Here is a 13,744-nt window from a genome sequence, read left to right on the forward strand (position 1 = left end):
GAAACCCGCAGAATGGTGTGATCTGAAAATGGCCGCTTTTGCCATGCCAAAGCATGACGCGACTGCCTCAAACGAATTTCCGCTTCCCGCCCATTTAGGACATTGTTTAGGACTAATATTCCCACAAATATGCGCCAGCTAAAATGCAGTGGGTTCCAATTGGAGCTTTCGCGGACATTTGAATGGACCTACACATATTGAGGTCGACAGTGTCGGTGAACATCGATGGATTAATGCCGAGAATTGGAGCTAGGCGAGAAGCAGCTTGCCTGCCACTGAGAAGCCTACACATATCCACATCCAGTGCGATTGCTAATTTTTCTAACACCCTGATTGTCGGGTTTCGTAGTCCCCTTTCAATACCTGAAATATAGGTACGATCTAAATCCGTGAGGTGGGCAAGCTCCTCCTGAGAGATTCCCTTCATCCCTCTGAAATGCCGACAATCGCATTATTGCTTGGGGAGTTTACGGGGGGCTATAGCAGCCCAATTTTAGGGCCGGTCAGTTTGTTCCTGGACTATTTTGGCATTGCGATTGGTCAGGTTTGGGTGCTCTCTATTTTAGGTGCGGCTATCTTTGCCATTTGGCGCTCCGTCGGTACATCGAGAAAATGAAGTCACGTTCCCTATATTCATTTACAGCCGCAATAATGTTCAACGCTACCCTCGCCACTTCCAGCGCCTATAGCCAGTCTTATGCTGGGCCTATAAGTGAAGAGATGATATTTGGTGCTGGCACAGTAGTCGCCTACCAAGAAAAGTGCAGCCTAACGCTGGTTGATCCCCAAACTCGAACACAGGTTGAGCAGATTAGGAAAGCTTACGTTCGCGATCATCGATTTGTTGAGGGATATCGCTATGGCTTACAAGCAGTCGATATGAGCAAATACATCTATGGCGACCTCGTCTGTCACGCGCTTGTTTCTGTTGTAAATGCCGACCGGGTTGAAAAAGGCTTTCCGCCGTTATTTGCAGAACTCGACTAACTCAACGTCGTTCCATCCTTTTCGTGAACAACTCCAGCCCCCTTTTGTACTCCGGCGATCCTGGTTCTAACTCCTGAAGGAGAAACCGCAGAAGCAAATCCTTCTCGTCTTCAGAATAAACAACGCCTCTTCGCATATCTTCGAATATTCTTTGACGATGATCAGCTGTCATCTTGGCATAATATTTTTCGGTGATCACGACAGTTTCATGCCCAAGGTTTTGAGACCATGCTTTTCTCGGCCCCTCCTGCGACGCAATTTCCCGACCAAGTTCTGTTAAAAAATGTCTTACAGAATGCGGCGTATACGCTGGAACATTTGCGAACTGACACGCACTTTTAAATGCCATTGCAACGCTACCAGATGATTTCCATGTCGATATGGGGGGACGTCCCTCAATCTTGAGACTTGCAACGTTTCGCAGATCTGCATTTGGCGGAAAGAGTGCGTCTTCATCCTCAAAGCCCTGCTCTCGCAATCGTTTAATGTAATCAATCAAAATCTGATCAAATTCGTCATTGATGGGGAACCAGCAGGTCAGCATTGATTTGGAGTTTTTGGTTCTCACCTCAGTTGCGTCTTGATTGACCTCTTTTTTGTCAATATCAACATGTTTGAGCCTCAATGAGGCTGTCGCGTCAGCCCGCGTTCCAAAAACGAAACTTGCCGCGACTATCGCGCGGTCACGTTGCTGGGCAAGTGTATTTGCTGGCATACTGGAGATCATCAATTCAACTTCAGCAATAGATGGATAATCCCGATTTTTTGTCCCTGCCGCCCCTGCCAGATCAGCTCTTGATAACTCTAAATAGTCAGGAATTGACCTATTTAGACGCCGATAGCCTTCCTGCTTGGTCAACCATACGATAAATTTTCTCAGATGGGATGCCGCATGTGCAATTGAGCTTTTGCTTCTTCCGTCCATACCTTCATAGGCTAAATGGCGTCGATAGCGGGTTGCATCGTCGGTTTTGAGTTTATCAAATGGCTTGCATTGCAAAAATACCTCAAAAGCACGGATAGCTGCCAGATAAGCATCCTGTGTCTTTTTGTTGTACCGTTCGGTGTATTTTTGGAACTCAAAAATGATGCGCTCATTCTCAGGTTTGTATTCGACAACTCCATTACCCTGATCTTTCACAACATCACCGGGAACCAATCCATTATCTTCGTCTAACAATTGCAGGGTGATGTTGGATTCCAGCGCCTTGCAAATTTGCTGATATTGAGCACCCGAAATAGCTTTCTGAACGCCCTTTTCACATTCTGGGCACGTCGCGTGTGCCCAGAAACAGGTCGATGTTCCCTCTTCAAAGTTCCAACTTCTAGGTTCAGGCCAAGTTCTTGCTTTGCAGGAAAAGCACTTGAATTGCCCCAAGCGAAGTTTCTGCTTTTGCTCCAATTGCCGCTGCTTGAGAAAAAGACGCAGTTCACTTCCTTTAAAAAGAAGTGGCTGTCGCTCATCAATCGAAGAAAGAACTGACTTTCGCCAATTCGTGACCGTGTTTTTATGCACGCTAAATGTTTCGCAAATCGCTTCTACGTCATAGACACGATTTTTCTTAGCGCGCGTATAATTATACGCCCGCACCATGATTATCCACCAAGGCGCTCTTGTTCAAACTGAATGATGTCTGCTGCTCGCCAGCGCGTGGTTCCTGGCGAAATACATACTGGCTTGGGGAAGTTCGGGATATTCTTTAGCCAGTTCCAGATGGTCGCTGGCTTGACGGAAAACCGCTCCGCAACTTTCTTGACCGAGAAGTAGGCCTTACCTGGCTGCAAACACTGCGCCTCTGGCGCTGAGCGAGGTTCTCGTGGAGGATTGTCTTCCTGCGATCCAGCCAACTTCTTGGCCGGTGCATGATCGGATTTGGTTTTCTTTGAAGATTTTTGGCCTAAATCTAAATTCGGGTCCAAAAGCGATAGGGTATTAGTATCCTTGACAGCGCGAGGCATAACTCACCTTTCCTTCACCCCATAGGGCTGGGTGGAAATGTGAAGCCCCTCTTGCGCTTCGAAAAACTACGATTTGAACCAATCTTGAGTGATTCTGACGGGAATTGCCAAGATAAAAATTTAGATCAGCTAAATCCTGTGAATAACTTTACGGTAACCTAGAGCGTCAATTTAGTGGTGGGCCAGCTGGTGGGCTGAAGCGCTATTCCAGAATCTTTGTTATGTAAATTCAATTACTTAACGAAAGGAATGGCGGAGAGGAAGGGATTCGAACCCTCGAGACGGTTCCCCGCCTACTCCCTTAGCAGGGGAGCGCCTTCGACCACTCGGCCACCTCTCCGGGGTCGTGAATAACCTTAAGCTCATCATGGATGCAAGCCATTTTTTCAAAATTTTGACAATGTCTTGTGTACGCTTATGCTTGAAAGTTGCGTCGCGGGTTCATAATTTGGAAGTCATAATAATATGTGGGCGGCAGATGTGCCTATTTTCGGACACATATTAAAGTTTGCGAAACGCCCCTTTGTAAAAATCAGTTTCTAGATCGTGGCGCTTGTCCGTCGTTTATTACTGACGAAAATTTGCTGCGAATCGTGTTTTAATAAGTTGTTTTTGGGAATGAATATGCTGCTAAATGCGATGAAACCACTGTTCAAATATCTGCTGGCGCTGGCGCTGGTGATGCCGACGACTGTTGGCTTCGCGCAGGCGTTTAACCCTGTCGGCACGTGGCGCACACGACTTGACGCGGAAGTGCGGATTGATCGGTGTGGGCGGCAGTTTTGTGGGGTGGTCACCAAAGCAGCCAAGCCGGGCTTAACAGATAAGCGCAATCCAGATCCGAAATTGCGCAATCGCCCTATTGAAGGCATCTTGCTGATCACTTTTAGCAAAAGCGAAGAACCCAAAGCATTTGTGGGCGAGCTTTATAATCCGCTGGATGGCAAAATGTATGAAGGCACGGCTAAAATGCCCAATCCTCAAACCATTCGCCTGAAAGGGTGTTTGTTTTACAGCATTCTTTGCCTGAAAGAGGATTGGGTTAAGATCGCGCCTTAACCCAAATCCGATCTGTCTTTGTTATTTTGAACGCTGATTGAACAGCACTTTTTGGGCGTCCTTGTCGTTGGCAAGGTTAAGCTGTTCGCGGGCTTCCTTGCCCACTTCCATGCCCTTGGCCACAGCGTCGCGAGAACCCAGGCGCACCAGCCAATCCTTCACATGCGGAAACTCTTCAATATCCATGCCTTGGCCTTCCCAAAGGGTTGCCCAGCCATAAATGGCCATGTCGGCAATGGAATAGTCGCCAGCCACAAAGTCGTTGTCAGCCAGTCGCTTGTTCAACACACCGTAAAGGCGGTGCGTTTCATCTTCATAGCGTTTCATGGCGTAAGGCAATTTTTCTGGCGCATATTTATTGAAGTGGTGGTTTTGCCCCAACATCGGGCCGAAACCGCCCATTTGCCAGAACAGCCATTCATCCACCTTCACCTGCGCCCGCTCGTCGCTGGGGTAGAATTTATCGAACTTCTTGGCCAAATATTTCATGATGGCCGCTGATTCGAACACGCTGATCGGTTCGCCGCCCGGCCCTTCTGGATCAACGATCGCAGGAATTTTGTTGTTTGGTGAAATTTTCAAAAAATCGTCTTTAAACTGGTCGCCAGCACCGATGTTCACCATGTGCACATTGTAAGGCACGCCCAACTCTTCCAAAAGGATTGAAATCTTCCATCCATTTGGCGTGGTCCAATAGTAAAGATCGATTGGCTTGTTTTGTACCGTTGACATAAAGTGCCTCACTGGTTTGAATAAGTTAAGGTCGGTTTATCGTAATTTTACGATAAACTATCAACCCCATTTCAAACACAAAAACGTGTACAGCACGAATTTGTTTCATATTGTCCAATCCTTGGATAATTATTGCGCGCATCATTGGATCAAAAGGACAATATCTTGGACTGGATCATTCTGTTTTTTGCCGGGCTTGGCGCCGGGGCGTTAAATGCGTTGGCTGGCGGCGGGTCATTTGTGATTTTCCCGGCGCTGATGCTGGTGGGCGTGCCGCCTGTGGCCGCCAACGCCACCAACACGTTCGCCTGCCTGCCCGGCTATGCCAGTGGTGCCATTGGCTTTTACGACGCGATCATGGCCAACAGGCAAAGGATTGTGCTTTATTCCATTATCGCGCTGGTGGCGGGTTATTTGGGGGCCGAAGCGCTGTTGCTCGTGTCCGACGCGCAATTCAGCACCATTGTGCCGTGGCTTATGCTGTTTGCCGTGCTCGCCTTCAGCTTTGGCGGGCAGTTGAACAGCTATTTGGTGTCGCGCAGCAGCGGCAGCAAACGCGCGGCCCGCGCGGGCGCCATCGGCACCGCCCTGTTGCTCACCGCCATTTGCTTTTATGGCGGCTTTTTCAATGCCGGGCTGGGCATCATCCTTTTGGCGTTTCTGGTGCTGGCGGGCTATAAAGACATTAATGGCATGAACGGCATCAAGCTGTGGCTCTCCACCCTCGTGGCCCTCACCGCCGTGATCCGGCTGGCCATTGGCGGCTCCATCTATTGGTTGGAAGGCTCTGTCGCCCTTGTGGGCGCCACCCTAGGCGGCTACCTCGCCGCCCGCCTCTCCTATCTGATCCCGGCCCTCTATGTGCGCCGCTTTGTCATCGTCTATGGCTTGGGGCTGACGGTCTATTTCTTTTGGCAGGTTTACGGGTGAGGTTTAACCCAAACCGCACAATCATGAAACGCCGCCCCGCCAAAGGGTGGCACGGGGTCTGAACCGATTAAAGTGTTGATTCCTTTGCCGCCTTTATGGGCCTTGTTTTTAAACAGACTTTCGGCAATCATCACGCCGCGTTGCATGCCGTCGAAGATTTTGGCTTTGAGGATCACTTCGCCGCGTTTGTTGCCGACGGTGACGTAATCATCTTCGTTGATGTTGAGCGCGACGGCATCATCCGGATGGACAAAAACGGTCGGTTCCGGGTGGCGTTTTTGTGAACCTGGGGTTTCGGTGAAGCTGGTGTTGAGGAAGGCGCGGGCTGGGCTGGTGGCCAGGCGGAACGGATGCACCTCGTCGCAGGCTTCAATGGTTTCCCAATGGTCGGCGAATTTGGGCAGAATGGCTGGATCGCAGACGAACTCTACCGCTTTGCGCTCTTGCGTGGCGGGCCAGTCTGGCGCGAATTTGAAGCGGCCATCGTCCCAAGCGAAGCCATCGCGATAATGGGCGTCGGCCACACTGTCGGCGCGTTCAATATAGCCCTCTTCGGCCACTTCGTTTAGCGAGCCAAAGCCCGACTTTTGGAACGTCTCATCGATCAGCTCGCGATCTTCCATCTCAAAGGCCGCGCCCTTGGCGTTCAGCCGTTTGGCCAGATCTTTAAACAGCCAATGGTTGGAGCGGGTTTCGCCCGGCCCCTCTTGGATTTTTGGGCCGTAGAGAATACGGGTATGGCCACCGCGGGTGTAAAAATCTTCATGCTCGGTGAACATGGTGGCAGGCAGCACAATGTCGGCCAGCTCGGCGGTGTCGGTCATAAATTGCTCATGCACCACCACAAACAGATCGTCGCGTTTAAAGCCTTGGCGCACCAGTTCCTGATCCGGCGTCACCACCGCTGGGTTGCAGTTTTGGATCAGCATGGCTTTCACAGGCGGGCCGTTTTTCAGTGCTTTTTGATCGCCCGTCAAAATCGGACCAAGTTCGCACATATCCAGCAAGCGCTGGGGCTTGGTGGCGAGGTCTGATCCGGTGATCAGACTTTTATCGATGCCCCATGTGCCCGAGTTGGAATGGAACGCCCCGCCCCCGTCATATTGCCATGCGCCCAGCATGGCGGGCACGCAGAGCGCCGCGTGCATAGCGGTGGCGCCATTGCGCTGGCGGGTGAATCCATAGCCCAGCCGGAAGAAGGCACGTGGGTTGTTGCCCAGCAAAGCGGCCAATTCTTCGATTTGGGCCACATCCAACCCGGTGATGTCGGCGGCGCGTTCGGGCGTCCAGCTTTCAAGATGTGATTCAAACTCGGATGAGAAGTCTGTGTATTTGCTCATAAATTCGCGATCGGCTTTGCCATCGCGCAGCAAAATATGCATCAGGGCGCAGGCCAGTGCGCCATCGGTGCCGGGCTTCAACAGCACGCCCATATCGGCCTGCTGCATGGTGGCGGTGCGGTAAATATCGACCACCACGATTTTCGCGCCGCGCTCTTTGCGGGCCTTCATGGCATGGGTCATCACATTGACCTGGGTGTGCACCGGGTTGGTGCCCCAAATCACGATCACGTCCGATTGCGCCATTTCTTCCGGGTTCACGCCCTGCAAGCGGCCTGTGCCCGCCACATAGCCTGCCCATGAAATCATGGAGCAGATGGTGCCATATTGCCGCGAATAATTTTTGGCGTTGCGCAGCCGGTCGATCCCGTCGCGCATCACATAGCCCATGGTGCCCGCATAATAATAAGGCCACACGCTTTCCGCGCCGAAATCTTCTTCGGCCGCGAGAAATTTTTCGGCCACAATATCCAGCGCCTCATCCCATGAAATGCGCTCAAACTTGCCTTCGCCTTTCGCCCCCACCCGCTTCAGCGGATAAAGCAAGCGATCCGGATGGTGCGTCCGCTCCGCATAGCGGGCCACTTTTTCGCAGATCACACCTGCGGTGTATGGATCATCCTTTGCCCCGCGCACCCGGCCCATGGTGCCATCTTCCAAAATCTCCACATCCAGAGCGCAGGTGGATGGGCAATCGTGAGGGCAAACGGTGCGTTCAATGCGGGCAACAGACATATGATAGGCCTTTCGGGCAAGGTTCAAGGCATAAAAAAGGGTCGCCGAAGCGACCCTTAAAAACTAGCAAAATCGCAGCAATTAGCCAACGATTTCGTCATCAGAGAAGAAATATTTGATTTCTTCAGCAGCAGTTTCTGGTGCGTCTGAACCGTGCACTGAGTTTTCGCCGATTGAAAGCGCGAACTCTTTACGGATTGTGCCTTCAGCAGCGTCAGCTGGGTTTGTTGCGCCCATAACTTCGCGGTTTTTCGCAATGGCGTCTTCGCCTTCCAAAACCTGCACAACAACAGGCTCAGAAATCATGAAGTCAACCAATTCACCAAAGAAAGGACGCTCTTTGTGCACAGCGTAGAAGCCTTCAGCTTGCTCGCGTGTCATGTGAATGCGCTTTGATGCAACAACGCGCAGACCAGCTTCTTCAAACTTGGCAATGATTTTGCCAGTCAAGTTGCGCTTTGTGGCATCAGGTTTAATAATAGAAAATGTACGTTCCAAAGCCATTGAAATACCCTTATTTTGCTTTGTGGGATGTGGCCTGCGTTTTATAGACCTTATCGGGATATGACAAGCACCAAGATCATTTAGCTGTGACAGGGAGATGACAGGGGCAAAATGCCCCTATTCGATCAGCAATTCCTGGGATTCGATCACTTGCCCTGACTGATCCTTCACCTCAAAGCGCAATCGGTCGAGATCTTTGGGCGCATCGAACCACACTTCCATATTAAGCGGTTTGATCGCCATGGTGCACATGCCGCCTTCAATCTGCACAGTGAACGTGAGGTCGGCCACAAAGCGGCCCACATCCAATGTGTGTCCCGCCAAGCTCCAGCAGCCATTGGGGGCGAAATACATATATTCAAATTTGATTTGATCGGTGCCGATACGTCTTACAGATGGGATGTTCTCGGGTGTTAACCCGAGAGATGGTTTGGTATTAAACATTGGTTTTTGCGGGCCAGTGTTGACGCCCTGAGCGCTGGCCGCTAAGGGTTGTGCAAAAATAAAGAGCAAAGTCAGTATTATGGATTTCGGCAGTTTCATTCGAAGACCTGTTTGAAAATTTTTCAATGCACACCTAAAACATCAACGCCTAAATAATGGCGCGCCATTTGGTGTGAATGCTCAAACTAATCTCGAATAATGAACAAAATTAGGCCGTTCGAAAGCTGCTCGAAAAATGCTGAAAATATCCAATCTAAATTACTCCATTGAAGGTCGCACGCTGTTTGATAATGCGAGCCTGACTTTGCCCACCGGCTCCAAGGCGGGTTTTGTGGGCCGCAATGGTTCGGGTAAAACCACCCTGTTCCGCATTCTTAAGGGCGAAATCCCTACCGATTCCGGCACCGTGGAAATTCACCACCGCGCCAAAATGGGTTCCGTCGCCCAGGAAGCCCCCGCGACGCAAGACAGCGTGATGGATATTGTGCTGGAAGCAGATAAAGAGCGCTTGAACCTTTTGGCCGAAGCCGAAACGGTGACCGACCCGATGCGCATTGGCGAGGTGCACACACGCCTAGCCGAAATCGAGGCCCATTCCGCTGAAGCGCGCGCCAGTGCCATTTTGAAAGGTTTGGGCTTTGACCAGACCAAGCAGAACGAGCCTTGCGCTAATCTATCTGGCGGCTGGCGCATGCGCGTGTCGCTGGCTGGTGTTTTGTTTGCCAAGCCAGACCTGTTGTTGCTCGATGAACCGACCAACTATTTGGATTTGGAAGGCACCTTATGGCTTGAAGGCTATCTGGCGAACTATCCCTATACGGTCTTTATGATCAGTCACGATCGCGACCTTCTGAACAAGGCGGTGAGTTCCATTGTGCATTTGGATAAGGGTGGCCTCACCTTTTATCGAGGTGCCTATGACCAGTTTGAGGAAAATCGCCGCCTGCAGATGGACATCAACAACAAGCAGCGCGAAAAGCAGCTTGAGCAGATCGCCCATATGCAGAGTTTTGTGGATCGGTTCCGCGCCAAGGCCACAAAAGCCAAGCAAGCGCAGTCACGCCTGAAGCGCATTGAAAAGATCAAGCCGGTGGAAGCCCTGTTTGATGAACATGTGGCCCCCTTCACCTTCCCGCAGCCCAAGCGCGCGGTCTCTGCGCCGATCATTGATCTTGAAAACGCCTCTACTGGCTATGACGGCAAGCCGGTTTTGAGCCGCATGAATGGGCGTATCGATCCTGAAGATCGCATTGCGCTCGTTGGCATCAACGGCAACGGCAAGTCCACCTTTGCCAAATTGCTCGCGGGCGAATTGCAATTGATGGATGGCCGCCTCACCAAGGCGCGTAAGCTCAATGTGGCCCACTTCGCCCAGCACCAGATGGACATGCTCAAGCCCAAGCAAACACCTCTGGAGCATGTGGAACCGCTCATGCCTTACGACAGCGAGGCCAAGCGCCGCGCCCGTGTGGCACAAATGGGCTTGACCACATCGCGGATGGATACGCTGGCGGAAAATCTTTCCGGTGGTGAGAAAGCGCGACTTTTGATGGGGTTGGTGACGTTTAATGGCCCCAACCTCTTGATCCTTGACGAACCGACCAACCATTTGGACATTGATAGCCGTGACGCTTTGGTGCAGGCGCTCAATGAATATGAAGGCGCAGTTCTGATCATCTCCCACGATCGGCACCTGATCGAGGCCACAGTGGACCAGCTTTGGATTGCCGCAGAAGGCACGATTTCGGTGTGCGATTATGATTTGGACACCTACCAACGCTCCCTCACCGGCACCCGCGACAAGCCCGAGCCAAACAAAGCCAACAGCCCCGGCGACAAGAAAAAGGACCGCAAAGTTGCCGCTGAAAAGCGCGCCCAACTTGCGCCCTTACGCAAGGAAATCAAGCAGTTAGAATCAAAGGTTGAAAAACTGAATCAGCAGTTGGCTCAAACTGACAAAGCGCTTGAAGACCCGGACCTTTTTCAAAAAGATCAGGAAAAAGCTGTGCAATTGGGTAAAGATCGGGCAGATTTAGCCAAAGATATTGAAACAGCGGAAGAGCTTTGGCTGGAAAAGCTGGCAACATTGGAAGAGGCACAGGACGAACTTGGCCTCTAGCGGGGGTAAGTATGAAGCGTTTTGTGTTGAGTCTATTGATTTTGCTGGGGGCGGCATTCGCCCCCGCATTTGCGCAAGACCTCACTGATGATCAATATGACGAAGCGGTGGAATTTGCGCAAAACAACACACGTTTCGTGCTTTATCACGAATTCGGCCACTTGGTGATTTCCCAATTTGGCTTGCCGATTTTGGGCAAAGAGGAAGATGCGGCGGACAATATCGCTTCGGTCATCCTGCTGAGCGAGCGCGACGAAGAATTTGACAACATCCTATTCGACGCGGCCGACGGCTGGTATTTGTCAGACATCTCCAACACCGAAGATTTCGAGGAAGCTGATTTTTACGACAGCCACAGCCTCGACATCCAGCGCTCCTATCAAATTGTCTGCCTCATGGCCGGGCAGAGCATTGAGACCTTTGGCGAATTTGCTGCAGAATATGGGTTGGATGAGGACCGAATTGATCTGTGTGCCGTGGACTATGAGCAGTTGGAGCAATCTTGGGCTGTGATGACCGAGTCCTTTATCGACCCCTCGCGCGGTGAAGGCTACACCGCCAAGATTGTCTATGACGAACCCAACGATGAAACCGAGCTTTCCGCGACTCTCGTTAAAAACTCGGGCATGATGGAAGAGTTGCAGCAGCGTTTTGCGGACACCTTGCCAGAAGAAACAGTATTCCGCGCCACTTCCTGTGACGAGGCAAATGCATATTACGATCCCGAAGTACCTGAAATTGTTATGTGTTATGAATTGACGGACTTGTTCCTTGATCTGGTGATCGAGGATATTCTGGCAGAAGAATAGCCTACGCCTTTTTCACCCAGCGGCCATTGGGCTCTTGCTGCCAATAGGTCAGCTCGTGCTCTTCCGAAAGGGCTTTCCACGCCTGCCGCGCGCGGGTGACGGCGTCGGGGTCATGGCCGTTGAACATGAACACAACCCGCTCATATTTATCCGCTTTTTCGGGGACCGCGCCCTCGACATAAAAGCGGATTTGAGCGTTGTTGGGGTTTTCGGCGCTATTCGCAATCAGCACTGGCATTTCGGCCAGTTCATCCACTTCCATTTGATCGCTCAGCACCATATGGGGCAAAAAGCTGTCGGGCCGAAACGTCCATAGCGCCTCATCCAGTGCACTGAGTTTGGTTGGATTGGCGCACTCCACCATAGCGCGCCAGCCCCTCTCTAACGTCTTTTCAAGCAAAACAGGCAGCACGGCCTCCAAAGGCTTTTGCTCCAAATGGTAGAACAAAATTTCTGTCACGCTGCCTGCTCCTTTTGTTTTGGTTATTCGTAGTGATTGCGCATCATTTGGTCGAGCAAATAAACGCCGAAGCCTGTGGCCCAGCTTTTATTGACCGCCGTTGCTGGCACATTCATTGCCGTTGATAGGTCAAGGTGCGCCCAATCCGTTTCGCCCACAAAACGCTTCAAAAACTGCGCCGCGGTGATGGCCCCTGCCCAGCGGCCACCGATATTTTTCATATCCGCGTTTTTGCTGTCGATCAGCTTGTCATAGGCAGGCCCCATTGGGAAGCGCCAGACTTTTTCGTCTGTTTCTAGGCCAGCTGCCGTGATGTGCTCGGCCAGTTCATCGCTGTTCGAAAACAGTCCCGCATGTTCATTGCCCAATGCCACCATATTGGCGCCTGTCAATGTCGCAAGGTTGACCATAAATTTCGGCTTGAACGTTTCTTTTGTGTACCAAAGCGCATCCGCCAGCACCAAACGCCCTTCCGCGTCAGTGTTGAGCACTTCGATGGTTTGGCCAGACATGGAGGTGACAATATCGCCCGGGCGTTGGGCGTTGGCATCCAACATGTTTTCAACCAAGCCGATCACACCGATCACATTGATTTTGGGTTTGCGCAGCGAAACGGTTTTCATCAATCCGGCCACCGCACCAGCGCCGCCCATATCGCCTTTCATGTCTTCCATGCCGCCAGCAGGTTTGATGGACAGGCCCCCACTATCAAACACAACGCCTTTGCCGACGAACGCCACGGGCGCCTCATCTTTCGCGCCACCATTCCATTTCATGATCGCCAAGCGTGGCGGACGAACTGACCCTTGCGCCACACCCAACAGTGCGCCCATGCCCAGTTCTTTCATTTTGGGCTCATCAAGCAGCTCGACTTCCATGCCATCTGCTTCAAGGCTTTTGACAGCCTCGGCAAATTCCAACGTGCCCAACGTATTGGCGGGTTCGTTCACCAAATCACGCGCAAACAATGTGCCTTGTGTCACACAATCACGGGTTTTATGCGCGGCCTTGGCGCCAGCGACATCATTCACCTCAAGGGTCAATTTCAGTTCGGCGGGCCGTTCCTCATCCTTTGTTTTGGTTTTATATTTATCAAAACGGTAGTTGCTGAGTTGAAGGCCAGCAGCGATTTCCGCAACATTTTCTGCTTCAAAAATATCGCCATCCAAGATCACACGTGTGTTTGCGCCTGGTCGAGTGCTCAACTGGTCAATGAGCTTGCCGCCGAATCCGGCAAATTCATATTTCGGGCTGTCTTTGAGCAGACCGTCCGTGCCCGCGATCACAAGCAAATCAGCATCGAGATTTTGTGGTGCCAATATCGGCAGGAAGCTGCCTTTTTTGCCTTTGAATTTTGCCGCGCGCGCCAGCTTTTCGATATCGAGACCCGTTTGATCCCAAATGGCTTTACTCTCGCCGCTGAATTTGAGGTCCGCATCTACGGTGATCACAATGTTTTCGCCTGCGCCCTTGCCGTGTTCGGCAATGGCAATTGTCAACGTTTGACCCATTTCACTATCCCATTTGTTTGGAGGTGCGCGCTTGGGCGCTTTTTTGGATTTTTAATAAACTGCGTCAGAACGCACAAAAGTGCAACCAGGATCAAAAAAATTTCGATAGATAAAATTGCTGCTAAAAAGGATGGTGGCGCCGCCCAAGCTGTGGC

13 protein-coding genes, 1 tRNA gene and 1 pseudogene are annotated in these 13,744 nt (G+C 51.4%); 5 read left to right on the forward strand and 10 right to left on the reverse strand.

Going from position 1 to position 13,744, the window contains the following annotated elements:
- Nucleotides 1-112 precede the first annotated feature (112 nt).
- Nucleotides 113-430: pseudogene (locus MXMO3_RS12020) on the reverse strand (helix-turn-helix domain-containing protein); the annotation flags it as partial.
- Nucleotides 431-651: 221 nt separating this feature from the next.
- Here MXMO3_RS12020 and MXMO3_RS12025 point away from each other — a divergent pair.
- The gene (locus MXMO3_RS12025; RefSeq protein WP_117396038.1) at nucleotides 652-987 is read left to right on the forward strand and encodes a hypothetical protein; all 336 of its coding nucleotides are present in this window, start codon (nucleotides 652-654) and stop codon (nucleotides 985-987) included.
- 1 nt (nucleotide 988) lies between these two features.
- Here MXMO3_RS12025 and MXMO3_RS12030 read toward each other — a convergent pair whose 3' ends face one another.
- The 3 genes from MXMO3_RS12030 to MXMO3_RS12040 all read right to left on the reverse strand — a co-directional run bounded on the left by MXMO3_RS12030 (nucleotide 989) and on the right by MXMO3_RS12040 (nucleotide 3,286).
- The gene (locus MXMO3_RS12030; RefSeq protein ID WP_117396039.1) at nucleotides 989-2,581 is read right to left on the reverse strand and encodes a tyrosine-type recombinase/integrase; all 1,593 of its coding nucleotides are present in this window, start codon (nucleotides 2,579-2,581) and stop codon (nucleotides 989-991) included.
- A 2-nt stretch (nucleotides 2,582-2,583) separates the two neighbouring features.
- On the reverse strand, nucleotides 2,584-2,946 hold the full coding sequence (locus MXMO3_RS12035) for a helix-turn-helix transcriptional regulator (RefSeq protein WP_117396040.1): 363 nt from the start codon (nucleotides 2,944-2,946) through the stop codon (nucleotides 2,584-2,586).
- Nucleotides 2,947-3,196: 250 nt separating this feature from the next.
- Nucleotides 3,197-3,286: transfer RNA gene (locus MXMO3_RS12040), tRNA-Ser, on the reverse strand.
- A gap of 284 nt (nucleotides 3,287-3,570) precedes the next feature.
- Between MXMO3_RS12040 and MXMO3_RS12045 the strand changes: the two genes are divergently transcribed.
- Nucleotides 3,571-4,005, forward strand: a complete 435-nt coding sequence (locus MXMO3_RS12045; RefSeq protein WP_162889247.1) for a DUF2147 domain-containing protein — start codon at nucleotides 3,571-3,573, stop codon at nucleotides 4,003-4,005.
- A 21-nt stretch (nucleotides 4,006-4,026) separates the two neighbouring features.
- Here MXMO3_RS12045 and MXMO3_RS12050 read toward each other — a convergent pair whose 3' ends face one another.
- Entirely contained in the window at nucleotides 4,027-4,737 is a 711-nt protein-coding gene (locus MXMO3_RS12050; RefSeq protein ID WP_027833367.1) for a glutathione S-transferase N-terminal domain-containing protein, read from the reverse strand.
- Nucleotides 4,738-4,869: 132 nt separating this feature from the next.
- Between MXMO3_RS12050 and MXMO3_RS12055 the strand changes: the two genes are divergently transcribed.
- Nucleotides 4,870-5,667 carry a sulfite exporter TauE/SafE family protein gene (locus tag MXMO3_RS12055; protein ID WP_245985740.1) on the forward strand — a complete coding sequence of 266 codons (798 nt, stop codon included), beginning with the start codon at nucleotides 4,870-4,872 and terminating at the stop codon, nucleotides 5,665-5,667.
- On the opposite strand, the gene MXMO3_RS12060 is transcribed toward MXMO3_RS12055, so the two are convergent.
- The 3 genes from MXMO3_RS12060 to MXMO3_RS12070 form a co-directional block, all read right to left on the reverse strand.
- Nucleotides 5,658-7,742, reverse strand: coding sequence for a molybdopterin-containing oxidoreductase family protein (locus MXMO3_RS12060; RefSeq protein WP_117396042.1), 2,085 nt, complete (start codon nucleotides 7,740-7,742; stop codon nucleotides 5,658-5,660). The genes MXMO3_RS12055 and MXMO3_RS12060 overlap by 10 nt on opposite strands.
- A gap of 81 nt (nucleotides 7,743-7,823) precedes the next feature.
- Entirely contained in the window at nucleotides 7,824-8,246 is a 423-nt protein-coding gene (gene ndk / locus MXMO3_RS12065) for a nucleoside-diphosphate kinase (protein WP_027833369.1), read from the reverse strand.
- Between the two features lie 117 nt (nucleotides 8,247-8,363).
- The gene (locus tag MXMO3_RS12070) at nucleotides 8,364-8,690 is read right to left on the reverse strand and encodes a hypothetical protein (protein ID WP_162889248.1); all 327 of its coding nucleotides are present in this window, start codon (nucleotides 8,688-8,690) and stop codon (nucleotides 8,364-8,366) included.
- Nucleotides 8,691-8,925: 235 nt separating this feature from the next.
- Here MXMO3_RS12070 and MXMO3_RS12075 point away from each other — a divergent pair, with 235 nt between their 5' ends.
- Both MXMO3_RS12075 and MXMO3_RS12080 read left to right on the forward strand, forming a co-directional pair.
- Nucleotides 8,926-10,809 (forward strand): ABC-F family ATP-binding cassette domain-containing protein, encoded by a 1,884-nt coding sequence (locus MXMO3_RS12075; RefSeq protein ID WP_117396043.1) that lies wholly within the window; start codon nucleotides 8,926-8,928, stop codon nucleotides 10,807-10,809.
- Nucleotides 10,810-10,820: 11 nt separating this feature from the next.
- Nucleotides 10,821-11,618, forward strand: a complete 798-nt coding sequence (locus MXMO3_RS12080) for a DUF4344 domain-containing metallopeptidase (RefSeq protein WP_117396044.1) — start codon at nucleotides 10,821-10,823, stop codon at nucleotides 11,616-11,618.
- A gap of 1 nt (nucleotide 11,619) precedes the next feature.
- On the opposite strand, the gene MXMO3_RS12085 is transcribed toward MXMO3_RS12080, so the two are convergent.
- Together MXMO3_RS12085 and MXMO3_RS12090 are read right to left on the reverse strand one after the other, a co-directional pair.
- A complete protein-coding gene (locus MXMO3_RS12085) occupies nucleotides 11,620-12,078 on the reverse strand; it encodes a DNA polymerase III subunit chi (RefSeq protein ID WP_027833373.1) in 459 nt (152 codons plus the stop codon).
- A 23-nt stretch (nucleotides 12,079-12,101) separates the two neighbouring features.
- Entirely contained in the window at nucleotides 12,102-13,589 is a 1,488-nt protein-coding gene (locus MXMO3_RS12090; RefSeq protein WP_117396045.1) for a leucyl aminopeptidase, read from the reverse strand.
- Nucleotides 13,590-13,744: the final 155 nt, after the last annotated feature.

The sequence above is a fragment of the Maritalea myrionectae genome, from assembly GCF_003433515.1.
Taxonomy (GTDB): domain Bacteria; phylum Pseudomonadota; class Alphaproteobacteria; order Rhizobiales; family Devosiaceae; genus Maritalea; species Maritalea myrionectae.

What these genes read in the sequence shown, in the direction of transcription:
- MXMO3_RS12030 (WP_117396039.1), bottom strand. Translation starts at nt 2,581, where the DNA reads ATGGTGCGGGCGTATAATTATACGCGCGCTAAGAAAAATCGTGTCTAT.
- ndk (WP_027833369.1), bottom strand. Translation starts at nt 8,246, where the DNA reads ATGGCTTTGGAACGTACATTTTCTATTATTAAACCTGATGCCACAAAG.
- MXMO3_RS12090 (WP_117396045.1), bottom strand. Translation starts at nt 13,589, where the DNA reads ATGGGTCAAACGTTGACAATTGCCATTGCCGAACACGGCAAGGGCGCA.
- MXMO3_RS12035 (WP_117396040.1), bottom strand. Translation starts at nt 2,946, where the DNA reads ATGCCTCGCGCTGTCAAGGATACTAATACCCTATCGCTTTTGGACCCG.
- MXMO3_RS12050 (WP_027833367.1), bottom strand. Translation starts at nt 4,737, where the DNA reads ATGTCAACGGTACAAAACAAGCCAATCGATCTTTACTATTGGACCACG.
- MXMO3_RS12080 (WP_117396044.1), top strand. Translation starts at nt 10,821, where the DNA reads ATGAAGCGTTTTGTGTTGAGTCTATTGATTTTGCTGGGGGCGGCATTC.
- MXMO3_RS12060 (WP_117396042.1), bottom strand. Translation starts at nt 7,742, where the DNA reads ATGTCTGTTGCCCGCATTGAACGCACCGTTTGCCCTCACGATTGCCCA.
- MXMO3_RS12075 (WP_117396043.1), top strand. Translation starts at nt 8,926, where the DNA reads ATGCTGAAAATATCCAATCTAAATTACTCCATTGAAGGTCGCACGCTG.
- MXMO3_RS12025 (WP_117396038.1), top strand. Translation starts at nt 652, where the DNA reads ATGTTCAACGCTACCCTCGCCACTTCCAGCGCCTATAGCCAGTCTTAT.
- MXMO3_RS12045 (WP_162889247.1), top strand. Translation starts at nt 3,571, where the DNA reads ATGCTGCTAAATGCGATGAAACCACTGTTCAAATATCTGCTGGCGCTG.
- MXMO3_RS12070 (WP_162889248.1), bottom strand. Translation starts at nt 8,690, where the DNA reads ATGTTTAATACCAAACCATCTCTCGGGTTAACACCCGAGAACATCCCA.